Source organism: Streptomyces sp. NPDC007162 (genome assembly GCF_040634175.1).
Lineage (GTDB): Bacteria > Actinomycetota > Actinomycetes > Streptomycetales > Streptomycetaceae > Streptomyces.
This window is the reverse complement of the sequence record NZ_JBEYFC010000036.1, coordinates 13,229-31,906: the sequence shown is the minus strand read 5'-3', so window position 1 is coordinate 31,906 and position 18,678 is coordinate 13,229. Positions and strand designations below refer to the sequence as shown.

14 protein-coding genes, 1 tRNA gene and 1 pseudogene are annotated in these 18,678 nt (G+C 70.0%); 5 read left to right on the top strand and 11 right to left on the bottom strand.

Going from position 1 to position 18,678, the window contains the following annotated elements:
• Positions 1-75 precede the first annotated feature (75 nt).
• Positions 76-1,308 (top strand): annotated as a pseudogene (locus ABZ646_RS06900) (aminotransferase class V-fold PLP-dependent enzyme); the annotation flags it as partial.
• Positions 1,305-2,711: a SidA/IucD/PvdA family monooxygenase gene (locus tag ABZ646_RS06895; RefSeq protein WP_360513721.1), complete on the top strand. Its 1,407-nt coding sequence runs from the start codon at positions 1,305-1,307 to the stop codon at positions 2,709-2,711. The pseudogene ABZ646_RS06900 and the gene ABZ646_RS06895, both read left to right, overlap by 4 nt.
• Positions 2,712-2,758: 47 nt before the next feature.
• Here the strand turns inward: ABZ646_RS06895 and ABZ646_RS06890 are convergent, their stop codons facing one another.
• Positions 2,759-3,061: a hypothetical protein gene (locus ABZ646_RS06890; protein ID WP_360513720.1), complete on the bottom strand. Its 303-nt coding sequence runs from the start codon at positions 3,059-3,061 to the stop codon at positions 2,759-2,761.
• 44 nt (positions 3,062-3,105) lie between these two features.
• Here ABZ646_RS06890 and pyk point away from each other — a divergent pair, with 44 nt between their 5' ends.
• Positions 3,106-4,542: a pyruvate kinase gene (gene pyk / locus ABZ646_RS06885; protein WP_360513718.1), complete on the top strand. Its 1,437-nt coding sequence runs from the start codon at positions 3,106-3,108 to the stop codon at positions 4,540-4,542.
• A 362-nt stretch (positions 4,543-4,904) separates the two neighbouring features.
• On the opposite strand, the gene ABZ646_RS06880 is transcribed toward pyk, so the two are convergent.
• A tRNA-Leu gene (locus ABZ646_RS06880) sits at positions 4,905-4,979 on the bottom strand.
• Positions 4,980-5,079: 100 nt separating this feature from the next.
• Here ABZ646_RS06880 and ABZ646_RS06875 point away from each other — a divergent pair.
• Positions 5,080-5,736, top strand: a complete 657-nt coding sequence (locus tag ABZ646_RS06875) for a response regulator (RefSeq protein ID WP_360513716.1) — start codon at positions 5,080-5,082, stop codon at positions 5,734-5,736.
• A 73-nt stretch (positions 5,737-5,809) separates the two neighbouring features.
• Here ABZ646_RS06875 and ABZ646_RS06870 read toward each other — a convergent pair whose 3' ends face one another.
• The 9 genes from ABZ646_RS06870 to ABZ646_RS06830 form a co-directional block, all read right to left on the bottom strand.
• Positions 5,810-6,526 (bottom strand): ABC transporter ATP-binding protein, encoded by a 717-nt coding sequence (locus ABZ646_RS06870; RefSeq protein ID WP_360513714.1) that lies wholly within the window; start codon positions 6,524-6,526, stop codon positions 5,810-5,812.
• On the bottom strand, positions 6,523-7,425 hold the full coding sequence (locus ABZ646_RS06865; protein WP_360513712.1) for an ABC transporter ATP-binding protein: 903 nt from the start codon (positions 7,423-7,425) through the stop codon (positions 6,523-6,525). Before ABZ646_RS06865 ends, ABZ646_RS06870 begins: the two co-directional genes overlap by 4 nt.
• A gap of 5 nt (positions 7,426-7,430) precedes the next feature.
• Complete coding sequence (locus ABZ646_RS06860) at positions 7,431-9,272, bottom strand: branched-chain amino acid ABC transporter permease (RefSeq protein ID WP_360513710.1); 1,842 nt, start codon at positions 9,270-9,272, stop codon at positions 7,431-7,433.
• 5 nt (positions 9,273-9,277) lie between these two features.
• Positions 9,278-10,210, bottom strand: coding sequence for a branched-chain amino acid ABC transporter permease (locus ABZ646_RS06855; RefSeq protein WP_132886184.1), 933 nt, complete (start codon positions 10,208-10,210; stop codon positions 9,278-9,280).
• A gap of 113 nt (positions 10,211-10,323) precedes the next feature.
• Positions 10,324-11,562, bottom strand: a complete 1,239-nt coding sequence (locus ABZ646_RS06850; protein WP_360513708.1) for a branched-chain amino acid ABC transporter substrate-binding protein — start codon at positions 11,560-11,562, stop codon at positions 10,324-10,326.
• Between the two features lie 304 nt (positions 11,563-11,866).
• Complete coding sequence (locus ABZ646_RS06845; RefSeq protein WP_360513706.1) at positions 11,867-12,457, bottom strand: Tat pathway signal sequence domain protein; 591 nt, start codon at positions 12,455-12,457, stop codon at positions 11,867-11,869.
• Positions 12,454-12,810 (bottom strand): hypothetical protein, encoded by a 357-nt coding sequence (locus ABZ646_RS06840; RefSeq protein ID WP_360513704.1) that lies wholly within the window; start codon positions 12,808-12,810, stop codon positions 12,454-12,456. The genes ABZ646_RS06845 and ABZ646_RS06840 overlap by 4 nt, the downstream gene beginning before the upstream one ends.
• An 84-nt stretch (positions 12,811-12,894) precedes the next feature.
• Entirely contained in the window at positions 12,895-13,380 is a 486-nt protein-coding gene (locus tag ABZ646_RS06835) for a hotdog fold thioesterase (RefSeq protein WP_360513702.1), read from the bottom strand.
• 50 nt (positions 13,381-13,430) lie between these two features.
• A complete protein-coding gene (locus ABZ646_RS06830) occupies positions 13,431-15,710 on the bottom strand; it encodes an FdhF/YdeP family oxidoreductase (protein ID WP_360513700.1) in 2,280 nt (759 codons plus the stop codon).
• 143 nt (positions 15,711-15,853) lie between these two features.
• Between ABZ646_RS06830 and polA the strand changes: the two genes are divergently transcribed.
• Positions 15,854-18,580: a DNA polymerase I gene (polA, locus tag ABZ646_RS06825; protein ID WP_360513698.1), complete on the top strand. Its 2,727-nt coding sequence runs from the start codon at positions 15,854-15,856 to the stop codon at positions 18,578-18,580.
• Positions 18,581-18,678 lie beyond the last annotated feature (98 nt).

Genomic DNA, 18,678 nt, shown 5'->3' with positions numbered 1-18,678 from the left:
GGTCGGTACCGGGTCGAACACCAAGCACCCGCTGACCACCGAGGCGGAGACGCCGACGCGTTCCGCGGTGCTGCTCCTGAAGCGGTCGCCGAGCGCGTCGCGGACGCCGTGGGGGACGTACTGCCCGACGACGGTGATCCCGACGCCCTGCGCACCCTGGTGACCGCCCTCGCCGAAGGCGCCGCCGACCCCGCCGACCCGCTGTGCGCGGCACACCTGCACTGCCCGCCGCTCGCCGTCGCCACCGCCGCCGACCTCGCCGTCAGCGCTCTCAACCCCTCCCTCGACTCCTGGGACCAGGCCCCGGCGGCCGCCGCGCTGGAAGCCATGGTCACCCGCACCCTCGCCCACACCATCGGCCTCGCCGACGCCGTGGTCACCAGCGGGGGCACCGAGTCCAACCAACTCGCCCTCCTCCTCGCCCGCGAGGCCCTCGGCAGCGGAGTCCGGCTGGTCCTCGGAGCCAACGCCCACCACTCGCTGCCCCGCGCCGCCTGGCTCCTCGGCCTGCCCGACCCCGTCGTGATCCCCACCCCGAACGGCACCCTCGACCCGGCCGCCCTCCACGACGCCCTCACCCACCTGCCCCGGCCCTGTCTCGTCGCCGCCACCGCCGGCACCACCGACGCCGGGCTCATCGACCCGCTCCCCGAGATCGCCGGCCTCTGCGCCGCCCACGGCGCCCGGCTGCACATCGACGCGGCCTACGGCGGCGGCCTCGTCTTCAGCGACCGGCACCGGGACAAGCTGGCCGGCCTGGAGCGGGCCCACACCGTCACCCTCGACCTGCACAAACTCGGCTGGCAGCCGGTCGCCGCCGGCCTCCTCGCCGTCGCCCGCCCGACCGAGTTCGGCGTCCTGCACCACCGCGCCGACTACCTCAACGCCGACGACGACAGCGAAGCAGGCTACCCGGACCTGCTCGGCCGGTCGCTGCGCACCACCCGCCGCCCCGACGTCCTCAAGATCGCGGTCACCCTCAGGACGCTGGGCCGCTCCGGACTCGGCGCACTCGTCGACCAGGTGTGCGCACGAGCCCGGGAGTTCGCCGCCCTGGTCCGCGAGCACCCCGGATTCGAGCTCTACGACCGGCCGGACATCAGCACCGTGCTGTTCCGCCCCGCCAAAGCCACCGACGACGCCGTCGCCGGCATCCGGCGCAGCCTGCTGCACGACGGCCGGGCCGTCCTCGGCCGGGCCCGGCTCGACGGCCGGCTCTGGCTCAAGGCCACCCTCCTCAACCCCCACACCCGGCCGGACGAACTGGCCGTCCTCCTCAAACTCGTGGAAGGAACGACCCCCAGATGACCCACCCCCCACACCACGAGCCCGAAGCACCCCGAGACCTGGTCGGCATCGGCATCGGACCCTTCAACCTCTCCCTCGCCGCGCTCGCCCACCCGCTCGCCGAACTCGACACCGTCTTCTACGAACAGCGCCCCGGCTTCGACTGGCACCCCGGACTGCTGATCGACGGCGCCACCATCCAGGTGCCCTTCCTCGCCGACCTCGTGACCCTCGCCGACCCCGCCAGCCCCTGGTCGTTCCTCAACTACCTCAAGGCCCGCGAGCGGCTCTTCCCGTTCTACTTCGCCGAGCGCTTCCACATCCGGCGCGCCGAGTACGACGCCTACTGCCGCTGGGTCGCGGAGAGCCTGCCCGGACTGCGTTTCTCCCACCAGGTGGACGCCGTCCGCTGGAACTCCGAACGCGACCTGTTCGAGGTCGACCACACCCGGCTCGACGCCGACGGGGAGGCCGAGGCCCTCGGCCGTACCTACACGAAGAACGTCGTGCTCGGGGTCGGCACCGTGCCCTATGTGCCCGACCCGCTCAAGCCGCTGGTGGAGTCACCGGGCGTACCCGTCGTCCACGCGGCCGACTACCTCGACCACCGCGAGGCCTTCCTCACGGCCGAGCACGTCACCGTCGTCGGCTCCGGCCAGTCCGGCGCCGAGGTCTTCCTCGACCTGCTGCGCAACCGGCCGGCCGGCCGCGAGAAACTGCACTGGATCGGCCGCAGCGAGGCGTTCGCGCCGATGGAGTACTCCAAGCTCGGCCTGGAGCACTTCACCCCCGACTACACCCGCTACTTCCACGCCCTCGGCGAACCCGTCCGGGACCGGCTCGTGGCCTCCCAGTGGCAGCTCCACAAGGGCATCGACGCCGACACCATGGCCGCCATCCACGACGAGCTCTACCGGCGCACCCTGCACGGCGGCTGGCCCGACGCCGTCCTCACCCCCGGAGTCCAGGTCCGTACGGCCGGACGCATCGCCACCACCAAGGTCGAACTCCACCTCGAACACGTCCAGCAGGGTGGCCGCTCCCGGCTCACCACCGACGCCGTGGTCCTCGCCACCGGCTACCGGGAGCGTCCCCTGGGCCGCCTGCTCGCCGGACTCGACCCCTATCTGCGCCGCGACAGCAGCGAACGCCCGCGCGTGGACGAGCGGTTCCGGCTGGTTCTCGACCCCGCGGTGACCGGAGCGGCGTACGTCCAGAACGCCGAGCTGCACACCCACGGCGTCGGCGCCCCCGACCTGGGCCTCGCCGCCTGGCGCAGTGCCACCATCCTCAACTCCCTGACCGGCAAGGACCCCTACCCGCTGCCCGCGCGCACGGCCTTCACCAGCTTCGGCCTGGAGGGACCGGAGGACAGGGTCCCGGCCCAGCTGCAGCCCAGGCAGCTCACACCCCTGGTCGACTGAGACCGGGCGCACGGCTCCGGCCCGCACCGGCCGGCGCCGTGCACGTCTCAGAACACCGGCGTGCCGTCACGGGTCAGCCGCCAGTCCACCGAGGGTGGCCCGGTGGCCCTTCTCCTCGCGTGCGCCGGAGCCGGCGCCGCACCGGCGACCGCCACCCCCGCACCGGTGACGGCGGATTTCTTCAGGAACACATGGCTGACGGCAACAGGTGCGGAAGGTTGCGATCGGGTGACCTGATCCCGGGGTGCGATTCGAGCGCGTTCAACACCTGCGAGATGCTCATAGGAGCGGACCGCCGCACATTCAACACTTGTCAACAGGCCTTCATGCAAAGGTTGTTGGGTCGTCATGCAGGGCCGATTCTCTACCCGCCGGTAAGGCCTAGGCTCGAACCATGCGCCGAGCGAAGATCGTTTGTACTCTGGGGCCCGCCACCGACTCGTACGACCAGATCAAGGGCCTGGTCGAGGCCGGCGTGGACGTCGCCCGATTCAACCTCAGCCACGGCGGCTACGCCGAGCACGAGGAGCGCTACCGGCGGGTGCGCAAGGCCTCCGACGAGAGCGGTCGCAGCGTCGGGGCGCTCGCGGACCTTCAAGGCCCGAAGATCCGGCTCGGCACCTTCACCGAGGGGCCGGTGCTGCTCGAACGCGGCGACACCTTCACCATCACGGTCGAGGAGGGCGCCGAGGGTGACCGCCGGCAGTGCGGGACCACGTACGCGGGACTGGCCGGCGACGTCACCCCCGGTGAACGGGTCCTCGTCGACGACGGCAAGGTCTGCCTGGAGGTCACCCATGTCGACGGGCCCCGGGTGCACACCAGGGTCGTCGAGGGCGGCATGGTCTCCGACCACAAGGGCCTCAACCTGCCCGGGGTCGCCGTCTCCGTCCCCGCTCTGTCCGACAAGGACGAGGCGGACCTGCGGTGGGCGCTGCGCACCGGCTTCGACGTGATCGCACTGTCCTTCGTGCGCAGCGGCGAGGACATCCGGGACGTCCACCGCATCATGGACGAGGAGGGCCGCCGCCTCCCCGTGATCGCCAAGGTGGAGAAGCCGCAGGCCGTCGAGAACATCGACTCCATCGTGGCCGCCTTCGACGGCATCATGGTGGCGCGCGGCGACCTGGGCGTGGAGATGCCGCTGGAGCAGGTGCCGATCGTCCAGAAGCGCGCCGTGAAACTGGCCAGGCGCAACGCCAAGCCGGTCATCGTCGCCACCCAGATGCTCGACTCGATGATCGACAACTCCCGGCCCACCCGCGCCGAGGCCTCCGACGTGGCCAACGCGGTCATCGACGGCACGGACGCGGTGATGCTCTCCGGCGAGACCAGCGTCGGCAAGTACCCGATCGAGACCGTGCGCACCATGGCGAAGATCGTCGAGGCGGCCGAGGAGGACATCCTCGCTAAGGGACTGCCGCCGCTGACCGAGAGCAACAAGCCCCGCACCCAGGGCGGCGCGGTCGCCCGGGCCGCCGCCGAGATGGGCGACTTCCTGGGCGCGAAGTTCCTGGTCGCGTTCACCCAGTCCGGGGACACCGTCCGCCGGCTGTCCCGCTACCGCTCGCCGATCCCGCTGCTGGCCTTCACCCCGGAACCGGCCACGCGCTCCCAGCTCAGCCTCACCTGGGGCGTCGAGACCTTCCTCGGCCCGCACGTCGACTCCACGGACAAGATGGTCGACCAGGTCGACGAACTCCTGCTGAGGTACGGGCGCTGCCGGAAGGGCGACGTCGTGGTCATCACGGCGGGCTCCCCGCCCGGCGTCTCCGGCTCGACCAACATGGTCCGCGTCCACCACATCGGCGAGGACGACAGCCCGAAGTGACGGGCGGGTTCAGTACTTGGGGCCTACATGGGCGTCCAGGGTTGCCGTTGCGGGTGCAGTGAGTCCACTGAGGGGGGCTGATGCAGCCGTCGCCGAGGTGGAGGCCGAGCAGGTAGAGGCGTACGCGCAGTCGTCGGCGGGCGGCCCGGGGTCTGGGGCTGCCGTGCGGGGCAGGGGCTCCAGACGGTGCTGCCAGGAGCGGTTCGGCCTTCAGCCACCAGCGCGAGTGCTCGCTTGCGTGTACTCACGTCGTACATGTGAACACCCTGCGAGATTGACCGCCGTGACACGCAGCAAAAAGCGGAGGATCACGCGAACGCGATCTTCCGCTTTCCGTCCTGTCCTTCGAATTGAAGGAAAAGTGCCCCGGGTGGGATTCGAACCCACACTGTATGCTGTTTGAGAGCATCGCCTGCTGCCGATTGGGCTACCGGGGCCCGTTGAATCGAAGGTTTCCCCCGACCCGCTGCCCGTCCACCATACCGCAGCTATGTAGGCTCTTGTCAGCAGTACCCCTGCCCTGAACGAGGAGCCCCCGTGACCGCCGCCGAGTCGCCCCAGCCAGTCGACGCACCCGACGACGACAAGTCGCACGTGCCTCCGCTGACGACCCGTGTCGTCATCGCCGAGGACGAGGCCCTGATCCGGCTCGACCTCAAAGAGATGCTGGAGGAGGAGGGCTACACGGTCGTCGGCGAGGCGGGTGACGGCGAACAGGCCATCGAACTCGCCCGCGAGCACCGCCCCGACCTGGTCATCCTCGACGTCAAGATGCCCAAGCTCGACGGCATCTCGGCGGCCGAGAAGATCGCCGAGGAGTCCATCGCCCCGGTCCTGATGCTCACCGCGTTCTCCCAGCGCGACCTGGTCGAGCGGGCCCGTGACGCCGGCGCGATGGCGTACCTGGTCAAGCCGTTCAGCAAGAGCGACGTCGTCCCGGCGATCGAGATGGCCGTCTCTCGTTTCAGCGAGCTGAAGCAGCTGGAGGCGGAGGTCGCCGACCTCTCCCAGCGCCTGGAGACCCGCAAGCTGGTCGACCGCGCGAAGTCCGTCCTCCAGACCGAGTACGGCCTGACCGAACCGGCCGCGTTCCGCTGGATCCAGAAGACGTCGATGGACCGCCGCATGTCGATGCAGCAGGTCGCGGAGGCGGTCATCGCGGACAGCGAGGAGAAGAAGGCCGGCAAGAACTGACCCGGCACACCCACGAACACGAAGGCCCGTGCTCCGGAGAAAGGAGCACGGGCCTTCGTGTCGCTGTTCGTGCCTAGTCCTCGCCCAGATAGGCCTTACGGACCGACTCGTCGTGCAGCAGATCCTGTCCGGTCCCCGACAGGACGATGTTGCCGACCTCCATCACATGCCCCTGGTCGGCCAGCGACAACGCCGCCTGGGCGTTCTGCTCGACGAGCAGGATCGTCGTCCCCTGCGACTTCAGCTCGGCGATCGTCGCCATGATCTTCTGCATCATGATCGGCGAAAGCCCCATCGACGGCTCGTCCAGCATCAGCAGCTTCGGCTGGGACATCAGCGCCCGCCCCATCGCCAGCATCTGCTGCTCACCGCCCGACAGGGTGCCCGCGGCCTGCTTGCGCCGCTCACCGAGGATCGGGAAGAGGTCGTACGCCCGCTGGATGTCCTTCTCTATGCCGGGCTTGTCGTTGCGCAGGAACGCCCCGAGGCGCAGGTTGTCCTCGATGGTCATGCGCGGGAAGATGTGCCGCCCCTCGGGGGAGTGGGCGAGCCCCAGTGAGACCACCTGGTGGGCCGGGACCTTCTTCAGCGACCTGCCGTTGAACCGGATCTGCCCTCCGACCGGCTTGAGCAGCCCGGACAGCGTGCGCAGGGTCGTCGTCTTGCCGGCGCCGTTGGTGCCGATCAGGGTGACCACCTGGCCGGCCTCGACCTTGAAGGAGATGCCCTTGACGGCCTCGATCTTGCCGTAGGCGACCCGCAGGTCCTCTACTTCGAGCAGTGCGGTCATCGGTCGTTCTCCTTGCCGGGCACGGCGTCGGTCGGGGTGTCGGCCTCGGCTGCGGCTTCCGCCGCCTCGACCTCGGCGGCCTCCTCGGCGCCGGGCGCGTTCTCGAACGGCTCGCCCAGATAGGCGGCGATGACCCGTTCGTCGCCCTGCACGGTCGCGCTGTCGCCCTCGATGAGTTTCTCGCCCTGCACGAGGACGGCGACGCGGTCGCAGAGGTTGAAGATGAACCGCATGTCGTGCTCGATGACGAGAACGGCGATGCCCTTGTCGCGGATCGCGAAGACCAGCTCCTCGGTGGCGCGGGTCTCCTGCGGGTTCATGCCGGCCGTCGGCTCGTCCAGGAGCAGCAGCCCGGGCTCGCTGGCCAGCGCCCGCGCGATCTCCAGCTTGCGCTGCTCGCCGTAGGGCAGGTTGCGGGCGAGGTGCTCGGCCTTCTTCTCCAGCCCGACGAACTGGAGGAGTTCCATGGCGCGTTCGCGGGAGGCCGCCTCGGCGCGGTGGAAGCCCGGGCCGCGCAGCAGGGCGGACCAGAGGCCTTCCTTGGTGCGGGTGTGGCGGCCGACCAGCACGTTCTCCAGGACCGTCATGTTGGCGAACAGCCGGATGTTCTGGAAGGTACGGGCGATGCCGGCCGCCGTCACCTTGAAGGACTTCGGCGGCAGCACCTGGCCCTGGTAGCGGACCTCACCCTCGGTGGGGATGTACAGGCCGGTGAGGCAGTTGAAGAAGGTGGTCTTGCCGGCGCCGTTGGGGCCGATCAGGCCGACGATCTCGCCGCTGCGGACGGTGAAGTCGACATTGCGTACGGCGGTGAGGCCGCCGAAGCGCATGGTCACGCCGCGTGCGTCGAGCACGACCTCGCCGGGGGCGGCGTCCTTGACGGTTGTTTCCGTGGTCATCGTGGTCAGGCCCCTGCCTTGGTGAGGACGGCGGGCGCTTCGGCCTCTTCGTGGAACTCGAGCTGGCGGCGCCGGTTGGGGATGAGGCCCTCCGGGCGGAAGCGCATCAGCAGGATGAGCGTGACACCGAAGGCGAAGAGCTGGTAGTCGCCCAGGAACTGGAGCTTGGCCGGGATCAGGTACAGCAGGGACGCGCCGACCAGCGGGCCGGAGATGGTGCCCATGCCGCCGAGGACCACCGCGGCCAGCAGGAAGGCCGAGTTGGGCGGGACGACGTAGGCGAACTGGTACTGCTCCGGGGTCACCGTGTAGGTGACGTGGGCCTGGACCGAGCCGGAGAGACCGGCCAGGCAGGCGCCCAGGGCGAACGCGATCAGCTTGACCCGGAAGCCGTTGATGCCCATGGCGAGCGCGGCGGTCTCGTCCTCGCGGATGGCGACCCAGGCACGGCCGATGCGGGAGTCGCTGCTGCGCCGGAAGACGATGACGACGATGAACGTGATGATCAGCATCAGCAGCAGGTAGTTGGCGAACCGGCCGATGGTGCTGCCGAGGATCTGGTGCTCGGCGCCGAAGTCGAAGCCGAGGATGTTCAGGTTCGGGATCGAGGAGATGCCGTTGGAGCCGTTGGTGACGTCGGGGCCGGAGGTGCCGTCCAGGTTGAGGACGGTGATGCGGAAGATCTCACCGAAGCCGAGGGTCACGATGGCCAGGTAGTCGCCGCGCAGCCGCAGCGTCGGGGCGCCGATGACGACGCCGAAGACCATGGCGACGGCGGCACCGAGCAGCGCGGACGCCCAGAACGGCCACTGCACGTGCAGCGGTGAGGACGGCGAACCGGAGACCAGGGCCGCGGTGTAGGCGCCGACACCGAGGAAGGCGACGTAACCGAGGTCGAGGAGGCCGGCGAGGCCGACGACGATGTTCAGCCCGAGCGCGACGGTCGCGAAGATCAGGATGTAGACGCCGATCGTCGCGTACTGGTCGTTGGACTGGGTGAACGGGAAGGCCGCGGCGGCGAGGAAGGCGCCGGTCATGGTGATGTTCCGGTGCTTCCCCGTGATCGCCGAGACCCGGGCCACGATCCCGGCCTTGGAGAGGGAGGCGAAACCGAAGCCGGCGATGATCAGGAAGCCGATGAACAGCTGGTCGTACGACGTGCCGATGCCGTAGCTGAAGACGATCAGGCCCACGGCCATGGCCGCGACGATGACCAGGATCTCGGCCCAGGACGGCAGCGGGGCCGCGGGAGCCGGGGTCTTGGCGGCGAAGGCAGCGCGGAAGGTGTTCAAGTTCTGCCGGGAGTTGTGCTTGAACAGCTCCCAGCCGGTGTCGTCCGGGTCGACCGGGTCGGGCTCCGGCCGCTCGAACGGCAGGGCGAGCGCGCCGATCACGGAGGCCAGGGTGGCGATCGCGACGACGAAGCCGCCCGGGTCCAGGTTCACCAGGCCGCCGAGTTTCACGGTGATGGCGATCACGGTGTACCAGGCGGTGCCGAAGGTGCCGAGCGCGGCCATCTTCAGCGCGCTGTCGGCGCTGCCCGGGGTCAGCCAGGACAGGCCCTTGACGCCGTAGGAGGACAGGCCGAACAGGGTGGTGAGGATGCCGCCGATCAGCACCAGGACCTGCAGGCCGCCCGGGTAACCGTAGACGGTGAGGTCACCGGGGAAGTCGGAGGTCCAGGTCCACGACATGAACGTGGAGACGATGGCGAGGACGCCGCCGCCGGTGGCGAGGGCGCGGCCGAGCGGGGCCGGCAGACCGATCAGGCCGGACGCGGCGGGCGCCGGGGCGCTCGTGGTCTCGGGGGTCTCGGGGGTCTCGGATGCGGTGGTCTCTGTGGTCATCGGTGTCACGCCCTGTCCGCGACGCGTTCGCCGAGCAGACCCTGTGGCCTGAACAGCAGTACGAGGATGAGGAGTACGAACGCCCAGACGTCGGCCCAGGACTGGCTGCCGAACTGGCCCATGCCGGGGATGTCCGAGATGTAGGCGGTCGACAGGGCCTCGGCGACGCCGAGGACGAGGCCACCGAGCATGGCGCCGTAGATGTTGCCGATACCGCCGAGGACGGCCGCGGTGAAGGCCTTCAGACCGAGCAGGAAGCCCATCTTGAAGTCGATCTGGCCGTACTTGAGGCCGTAGGCGACACCGCCGACGGCGGCGAAGGCGGCACCGAGGGCGAACGCGATCACGATGATGCGGTCGGTGTTGACGCCCATCAGCTTCGCGGTGTCCGGATCCTGGGCGGTCGCCTGCATACCGCGGCCGGTGCGGGTGCGCATCACGAAGTAGGCGAGGAAGGCCATGCTGAGCGGGGCCACGACCACCAGGAAGATGTCACCGGTCTGGATCGTGACGTTGCCGATGGTGAAGGGGCCGCCCGGGATGGTGGGGAAGGTACGGGCGGACTTGGCCTCGGGGTACCAGGCCCACACCGCCTGCTGCAGGGCCAGCGAGAGGCCGATGGCGGTGATGAGGGGGGCGAGACGCGGGGCGGTGCGCAGGGGGCGGTAGGCGAACCGTTCCGCTCCGACGGCGACCAGGACGGCGACGATGATGGCGCCCACCAGCATCAGCGGGAGAGCTATCCACATCGAGGTGCCGTCCGGCAGTACGTACGCGTAGACCGTGAGCGCGCCGAAGGCGCCGGTCATGAAGATCTCGCCGTGGGCGAAGTTGATGAGCTGGACGATGCCATAGACCATCGTGTAGCCGATGGCGACCAGCCCGTACATGGATCCCAGTAGCAGGCCGTTGACCAGCTGCTGCGGCAGTTCGTTCACCGCATGTCCTCCGAGACGTTCGGAATGTTCGACGGATGAGGCCGGATGTGAGTCCGCGCGGGGCGCCAGTGGAACAGCGCCCCGCGCGGCTCGGTGCTGCGTGCGGGTGTGGGTCAGCTGCTCGGCGTGAACGTGCCCGAGGTGGCAGCCTTCCAGGCCCCGCCGTCGACCTTGTAGACGGTGAGCTGCTTGTTGGTCGCGTCACCGAACTCGTCGAAGGAGACCTTGCCGGTCACACCGTCGAAGGAGACGTTCTGGACCGCGGCGGTGATCTTCGCGCGGGCGTCGGACGGCAGCTTGCCGCCGTTGTCGTCGACGACCTTCTTCACGGCCTCGATGATCGACCAGGCCGAGTCGTAGGAGTAGCCGCCGTAGGCGCCATACGCCTCCGAGTAACCGCCCGCCTTGTAGTTGGCGACGAACTCCTTGGCGGAGGCCAGGGTCTCGACCGGGGCGCCGACCGAGGTGGCCATGTCGCCGGTGGCGGCGGAGCCCGCCAGCTTGAGGTAGTCGTCGGCGTAGATGCCGTCACCGCCGACCAGCGGGACCTTGGCGCCGGCGGCCTTGAGCTGCTTGCTCAGCGGACCGGCCTGCGGGTACTCGCCGCCGTAGTAGACCACGGTGGCGCCCGAGTTCTTCACCTTGGTGACGACCGCGGAGTAGTCCTTGGAGTCGGGGTTGATGTGCTCGGTGCCGACCACCTTGCCGCCGAGCTTCTTGAACTCCTCGGTGAAGGTGGCGGCGAGGCCCGCGCCATAGGTCTTCTTGTCATCGATGATGAAGGCCTTGTTGAGCTTCGCCGTGTTGTACACGTACTGCGCGGCGTACGGGCCCTGGATGGCGTCCGTGGTCGCGGTACGGAAGTACGACTTGTACGGACGCGACTTCGACGTCTGCCAGTTGTCGCCCTGGGTCAGCGCCGGGTTGGTGTTGGCCGGCGAGACCTCGACCAGCTTGGCGTCGTCGAAGACCTTCTGCATCGACTGGGCCACGGAGGAGTTCAGCGGGCCGACCACGCCGTAGACGCTGCTGTCACCGACGAACGCGGTGGCGTTCGCCTGGCCGGAGGACGGCTGAGCCTGGTCGTCCTTGGCCTCGATCTTGAACGTGACGCCCTTGACGTAGTTCTTCTTGTTGGCCTGGTTGACCGCCAGGTCAACCGAGTTCTTGATGCCCAGGCCGAGCGCGGACAGGTCGCCGGTCAGCGGAGCGTCGACGCCGATGGTGACCGTGGTGCCACCGCTGCCCGAGTCGGAGCCCTTGTCGCCCTTGTCTCGCGAACCGCAGGCGGTGAGGGTGAGTGCTCCCGCTGCCAGTGCGGCGGTGATGGCGATGAGCGAACGTTGACGCACGATCAGTCCTTTCCCCTGAACAACCGGATCCCCGTGGAAACGGTCGAGTCGCGCGACCGACCGAAGAGAGAATCCGACGGCGCCGTGACTGGCCGTGACTCTAGGCGGGTGTAGGGAACGTGTAGGAGGGTCTGGCCGATGCTGTGACGCTCTTGTTATGACACGAGGTAATGCAGAGCGGTACACGGTGCGGAGAACGGAGGAATTCCAGCCGATTCGCCCCGTCCGCATGGTGAGAACCCGCAGGACCCGCCGCGATGGAGTCAGGTGTCTCAGGCGTTATGGTAGTTACTCCGGACCGTCGCTAACTGTTGCTGCAGGCGACTTTCAGGGCGTGTGAGAGGTGTTGCGCGTAGCGGGATCCCAGGATGAAACTCTGCACCTGTATTGCGCGCGTATTACGTAGAGTTACGTCCAGAAAAGGAAGTCCGGCATCCTTCGGAACCGTTCCGCAATCGGTCACATGCATGGTGATCGTGATCTCTCGGGGTGAGCCCGCTTTTGTCCGAAAGGGTGCGGGTGGCGCCTCGGTCAGCGTGAGGCCCGCGTAGGGCTGCGTGATCCGGGGGACGGTGACCGGCGGCCCGTCCATGACGGTCATCCGTACCGCGAAGCTGAAGCTGCGGGGCGGGGCACCCGGTGGTGTGGACCGGCCGCCCACGAAGGAGAACGCCACCGTCTGCGCCGGGTACGGGACTTCGGGCGGCGGCGGCCGGTGCGGGTGCGTCGCGACGAGGTAGCCGCCGCCCGCGAGGAGCACGGCGGCGGTGCCGAGGAGAAGGGCGGCGCGGCGGCGGGCGGGGTGCGGGGGAGCGGGAACGGCCGCCTCGGGGGCGTCCCGGGCGTGGGTCCCGTCACCGGGTTCGACGGGACCGATCCCGCTCGCGCCGCTCATCGCCAGGGACCTCCGCTCGGCGCGCCGTGGCGGTACCGGTCGGCGCAGGCGGACCGCGACCGGCGGTCGATCAACCGGTCGGAGGCAGCGGCCCCTTGCTGTCGTGCCACGGCCCGCGCGGCCTCCACGACGTCCCGGAGGATCTCGTACTGCCCGTTGGACAGTCCCATCGACTGGTAGTCGCCGTAGGTGCCGCTGTCGAGCACCTCGCGCGACCAGTGCGCGACGATCCTGGCGCACAGGGCGGCGTCCGAGACCGCCGACGGGGAGCCGGTCGGGGTGTGCCGCCCTGTGGGGGCCGTGGGGGCGCCGCAGGCCGTCAGCAGCGCGAGCCCGAGCCCCAGTGCGGTCATCCCCGTGAGGGGGCTTCCTCGCCGTCCCATGCGCCGAAGTTACGGGCGCCGACGGCGGGGAGCAATGGGCGTGCCGCCGAGGAGTCAGCCCTGGACGGCGGAGGGGAGCGCCGAGCCCTCCAGGTCACGCAGCAGGCAGGTCAGCCGGGCGGTGCACACCCGGCGGCCCTCCTCGTCGCTGATCACGATCTCGTACGTCGCCGTGGAGCGCCCCCGGTGCACCGGCGTGGCGACGCCGGTGACCAGCCCGGAGCGGGCGCCGCGGTGGTGCGTGCAGTTCAGGTCGACGCCGACCGCGATCTTCGAGCTGCCGCCGTGCAGCATCGACCCGACCGAGCCCAGGGTTTCCGCCAGCACCGCGCTGGCCCCGCCGTGCAGCAGCCCGTACGGCTGCGTGTTGCCCTCCACCGGCATGGTGCCGACGACGCGGTCCGCGGAGGCCTCGACGATCTGCACGCCCATCCGGGTGCCGAGGTGCCCCGCGGAGAACAGGGCCGGCAGGTCGACGCCGAGCGAGGCGTACTCGTCGATGACCTCCTGCGGGAACTTCACGTGCTGCTGCTCGCCCATGGGGCCGGCTCCGATCGTCGTGCGGCTGTCTCTCTCCGCTGAGCAAACGCTCAGTCGGTCGCCGATTGTTCCAGACGGATCACGACCGACTTGCTGGCCGGGGTGTTGCTGGTGTCCGCGGTGGCGTCGAGCGGCACCAGCACGTTGGTCTCCGGGTAGTACGCCGCCGCGCAGTTCCGCGCGGTCGGGTAGTGCACCACCCGGAAGCCCGGCGCCCTGCGCTCCACGCCGTCCTTCCACTCGCTCACCAGGTCCACGTACGACCCGTCGGCGACCCCCAGCCGCCGCGCGTCCTGCGGGTTCACCAGGACCACCCGGCGGCCGTTCCTGATACCCCGGTAGCGGTCGTCCAGGCCGTAGATCGTGGTGTTGTACTGGTCGTGCGAGCGCAGGGTCTGCAACAGCAGACGGCCCTCGGGCAGTTCGGGGAACTCGACGGGGGCCGCCGTGAAGTTCGCCTTGCCGGTGGCCGTCGGGAACCGCCGCTCGTCGCGCGGGGCGTGCGGGAGGGCGAAGCCGCCCGGGTGCGCCACGCGCGCGTTGAAGTCCTGGAACCCGGGGATCACGCGCGCGATGCGGTCGCGGATCGTCGCGTAGTCCTTCTCGAACTCCTCCCACGGCGTGCGGCTGTCCTCCCCGAGCACCCGGCGGGCCAGCCGGCACACGATCGCCGGCTCCGACAGCAGGTGCCGGCTCGCGGGCTCCAGCCGGCCGCGCGAGGCGTGCACCATGCCCATGGAGTCCTCCACGGTCACGAACTGCTCGCCGCCGCCCTGGAGGTCGCGTTCGGTGCGGCCGAGTGTCGGCAGGATCAGCGCCCGCGCGCCGGTGACGACATGCGAGCGGTTGAGCTTCGTCGACACGTGCACCGTCAGCCGCGCGCGCCGCATGGCCGCCTCGGTGACGTCCGTGTCGGGGGTGGCGGAGACGAAGTTGCCGCCCATCGCGAAGAACACCTTCGCCTGGCCGTCGCGCAGCGCGCGGATGGCCCGGACGACGTCGAAGCCGTGCTCGCGCGGGGGCGTGAAGCCGAACTCCTTCTCCAGGGCGTCCAGGAAGGCCGGGGCGGGACGCTCGAAGATGCCCATCGTGCGGTCGCCCTGCACGTTCGAGTGACCGCGGACCGGGCAGACGCCCGCGCCGGTGCGGCCGATGTTGCCGCGCAGCAGGAGGAAGTTGACGACCTCACGGATGGTCGGCACCGAGTGCTTGTGCTGGGTGAGGCCCATCGCCCAGCAGACGATCGTCCGCTTCGAGGCGAGGACCATGCCCAGCGCTTCCTCGATCTGCGCGCGGGACAGACCGGTCGCCGCCAGCGTCTCGTCCCAGTCGGCGGCTCGGGCGGCCTTCGCGAACTCCTCGAACCCGGATGTGTACTCGCGTACGAACTCCTCGTCGACCGCGCCGTCGGTCTCCAGGACCAGCTTGTTGAGGAGGCGGAACAGGGCCTGGTCGCCGCCGATGCGGATCTGCAGGAACAGGTCCGTGAGCGCGGCGCCCCTGAGCATGCCCTGGGGGGTCTGCGGGTTCTTGAACCGCTCCAGACCCGCCTCCGGGAGCGGGTTGACGCTGATGATCCGCGCGCCGCCGGCCTTGGCCTTCTCCAGGGCGGAGAGCATCCGGGGGTGGTTCGTCCCCGGGTTCTGCCCGGCGACGATGATCAGGTCGGCCTGGTGAAGGTCCTCCAGCAGGACACTGCCCTTGCCGATGCCGATCGTCTCGCTCAGTGCCGAGCCCGACGACTCGTGGCACATGTTGGAGCAGTCCGGCAGGTTGTTGGTGCCGAGCTCGCGCGCGAAGAGCTGGTACAGGAACGCGGCCTCGTTGCTGGTCCGTCCCGAGGTGTAGAAGACGGCCTCGTCGGGGGAGCCGAGGGCGGCGATCTCCGCGCCGATGATGTCGAAGGCGCGCTCCCAGCTGACCGGCTCGTAGTGCTCGGCGCCCTCCGCCAGGTACATGGGATGGGTGAGCCGGCCCTGCTGACCCAGCCAGTAACCACTGCGGCCGTGCAGGTCGGTGAGGGTGTGCGCGGCGAAGAACTCCGGCGTCACCCGCCGCAGGGTGGCCTCCTCGGCGACGGCCTTCGCGCCGTTCTCGCAGAACTCGGCGGTGTGCCGGTGCTCCGGCTCCGGCCAGGCACAGCCAGGGCAGTCGAAGCCGTCCTTCTGGTTGACCCGCAGCAGCGTCAGTGCGGTACGCCTCACACCCATCTGCTGCTGCGCGATGCGCAACGTGTGCCCGACGGCCGGCAGCCCCGCGGCCGCGTGCTTGGGCTCCGCGACCCGCGGCGCGTCCTGAACGGGATCCCCCTGGGGTGGCTTCGTCGCCATCGCACGCTCTCCTCACGCCGGCACCACTGCCCTGCACACCAGATCCTCGCACGTGCCGCCGACAGCCATCGAGTACGGGCACCCGGCCGGCTCCCGTCTCCTCGCCGCCCTGACTGTCAGTGCGGCGTGGCAGGATCGGGGGCGTGGCAGAAACAGCAGCGAAGCAGACCGACAAGACCCCCGGCGGCACCCGTCCCCGGCTGATGCTCATGGACGGGCACTCGCTGGCGTACCGCGCGTTCTTCGCGCTGCCCGCGGAGAACTTCACGACCGCGACGGGCCAGCCGACGAACGCGATCTACGGCTTCGCGTCGATGCTGGCCAACACCCTGCGTGACGAGGCGCCCACGCATTTCGCGGTGGCGTTCGACGTCTCCCGCAAGACCTGGCGGTCGGAGGAGTTCACCGAGTACAAGGCGAACCGCTCCAAGACCCCGGACGAGTTCAAGGGCCAGGTCGAGCTGATCGGCGAGCTGCTCGACGCCATGCACGCGCAGCGCTTCGCCGTCGAGGGCTTCGAGGCCGACGACATCATCGCCACCCTCGCCACCCAGGCCGAGGCCGAGGGCTTCGAGGTGCTCATCGTCACCGGCGACCGCGACTCCTTCCAGCTGGTCACCGAGCACACCACGGTCCTCTATCCCACGAAGGGCGTCTCCGAGCTGACCCGGTTCACCCCGGAGAAGGTTTTCGAGAAGTACGGCTTGACGCCCGCCCAGTACCCCGACTTCGCGGCCCTGCGCGGCGACCCGTCCGACAACCTCCCCGGCATCCCCGGCGTCGGCGAGAAGACCGCGGCGAAGTGGATCAACCAGTTCGGTTCCTTCGCCGACCTGGTCGAGCGCGTCGACGAGGTCAAGGGCAAGGCCGGCCAGAACCTCCGCGACCACCTGGAGTCGGTCAAGCTGAACCGCCGGCTCACCGAGCTGGAGCGCGGCGTGGAGCTGCCGAAGTCGGTCGCCGACCTGGAGCGCGCCCCGTACGACCGCAAGAACGTCGCGATGATCCTGGACACCCTGGAGATCCGCAACCCCTCGCTGCGCGAGCGGCTCTACGCCGTCGACCCCGGCGCCGAGCAGGCCGAGTCCACCCCGGTCGCCGAGGCGGGCGTGGAGGTCGACGCCACCGTCCTCGGCACCGGCGACCTCGCGGGCTGGCTCGCCGAGCACGGCACCACCGCGCTGGGCGTGGCCACCGTCGACGCCTGGGCGCTCGGCGCCGGCTCGGTCGCCGAGGTCGCCCTCGCCACCGGAGGCGGCCCGGCCGCCTGGTTCGACCCCGCCCAGCTCGACGAGTCCGACGAGAACGCGTGGGCGGCCTGGCTCGCCGACGCCGCCCGGCCCAAGGTCTTCCACAACGCCAAGGGCGCGATGCGGGTCTTCGCCGAGCACGGCTGGCGCATCGACGGCGTCACCATGGACACCGCGCTCGCCGCGTACCTGGTCAAGCCCGGCCGCCGCTCCTTCGACCTGGACGCGCTGTCCCTGGAGTACCTGCACCGCGAGCTGGCCCCCGCCGCCGCGGCCGACGGCCAGCTCGCGTTCGGCGCGGACGACGGTGCCGAGGCCGAGGCCCTGATGATCCAGGCCCGTGCGATCCTCGACCTCGGCGAGGCCTTCGAGGGCCTGCTGGAGGAGGTCGGCGCCGCGGACCTGCTGCGCGACATGGAGCTGCCCACCTCGATCCTCCTCGCCCGCATGGAGCGGTACGGCATCGCCGCCGACCGCCCGCACCTGGAGGCGATGGAGCAGATGTTCGCGGGCGCGGTGCAGCAGGCCGTGAAGGAGGCGCACGCGGCGGCCGGACACGAGTTCAACCTGGGCTCGCCCAAGCAGCTCCAGGAGGTCCTCTTCGGCGAGCTGGCCCTCCCGAAGACGAAGAAGACCAAGACCGGCTACACCACCGACGCGGACGCGCTCGCCTGGCTCGCCGGCCAGACCGAGAACGAACTGCCGGTGATCATGCTCCGCCATCGTGAGCAGGCCAAGCTGCGGGTCACGGTCGAGGGCCTGATCAAGACCGTCGCCGCCGACGGCCGTATCCACACCACCTTCAACCAGACCGTCGCCGCGACCGGCCGGCTCTCCTCCACGGACCCGAACCTCCAGAACATCCCGGTCCGCACCGACGAGGGCCGGGCGATCCGCCGCGGCTTCGTGGTGGGCGAGGGCTACGAGTCGCTCATGACCGCCGACTACAGCCAGATCGAGCTGCGCGTGATGGCCCACCTCTCCGAGGACGAGGGCCTGATCGAGGCCTTCACCTCCGGGGAGGACCTGCACAACACGGTCGCCTCACAGGTGTTCGACGTCGACCGCTCGGCCGTCGACGCGGAGATGCGCCGCAAGATCAAGGCGATGTCGTACGGCCTCGCGTACGGTCTTTCGGCCTTCGGTCTCTCCCAGCAGCTGAACATCGACGCGGGCGAGGCCCGAGGCCTGATGGACACGTACTTCGAGCGGTTCGGCGGGGTGCGCGACTACCTGCGCCGTGTCGTCGACGAGGCCCGGGCCACCGGCTACACGGCGACCCTGTTCGGCCGCCGCCGCTACCTCCCCGACCTCAACAGCGACAACCGCCAGCGCCGGGAGGCCGCCGAGCGGATGGCCCTCAACGCGCCCATCCAGGGCACGGCGGCGGACATCGTCAAGATCGCCATGCTCCGGGTGGACGGCGCCCTGCGCGAGGCGGACCTGAAGTCCCGCATGCTCCTCCAGGTCCACGACGAAATCGTCCTGGAGATCGCCCCCGGCGAGCGCGCCGAGGTCGAGTCCCTCCTGCGCGCCCAGATGGCCGACGCGGTCCACCTCAGGGCTCCGCTGGACGTGTCGGTGGGCGTCGGCCCGGACTGGGAGTCGGCAGCACACTGAGGCCCGGCTCGCAGTGACGGGACACCCTTCGGCCGCCGTTGCCTTCTGTCCGCCGCAGTGACGCTCAGCCGTCGCGGCGGGCCGGGGGCGGCGGGCAA

Excerpts from the sequence above, each read along its gene's own strand:
- ABZ646_RS06895 (WP_360513721.1), top strand. The coding sequence starts at position 1,305 with ATGACCCACCCCCCACACCACGAGCCCGAAGCACCCCGAGACCTGGTC.
- ABZ646_RS06890 (WP_360513720.1), bottom strand. The coding sequence starts at position 3,061 with ATGACGACCCAACAACCTTTGCATGAAGGCCTGTTGACAAGTGTTGAA.
- pyk (WP_360513718.1), top strand. The coding sequence starts at position 3,106 with ATGCGCCGAGCGAAGATCGTTTGTACTCTGGGGCCCGCCACCGACTCG.
- ABZ646_RS06870 (WP_360513714.1), bottom strand. The coding sequence starts at position 6,526 with ATGACCGCACTGCTCGAAGTAGAGGACCTGCGGGTCGCCTACGGCAAG.
- ABZ646_RS06865 (WP_360513712.1), bottom strand. The coding sequence starts at position 7,425 with ATGACCACGGAAACAACCGTCAAGGACGCCGCCCCCGGCGAGGTCGTG.
- ABZ646_RS06860 (WP_360513710.1), bottom strand. The coding sequence starts at position 9,272 with ATGACCACAGAGACCACCGCATCCGAGACCCCCGAGACCCCCGAGACC.
- ABZ646_RS06845 (WP_360513706.1), bottom strand. The coding sequence starts at position 12,457 with ATGAGCGGCGCGAGCGGGATCGGTCCCGTCGAACCCGGTGACGGGACC.
- ABZ646_RS06840 (WP_360513704.1), bottom strand. The coding sequence starts at position 12,810 with ATGACCGCACTGGGGCTCGGGCTCGCGCTGCTGACGGCCTGCGGCGCC.
- ABZ646_RS06835 (WP_360513702.1), bottom strand. The coding sequence starts at position 13,380 with ATGGGCGAGCAGCAGCACGTGAAGTTCCCGCAGGAGGTCATCGACGAG.
- ABZ646_RS06830 (WP_360513700.1), bottom strand. The coding sequence starts at position 15,710 with ATGGCGACGAAGCCACCCCAGGGGGATCCCGTTCAGGACGCGCCGCGG.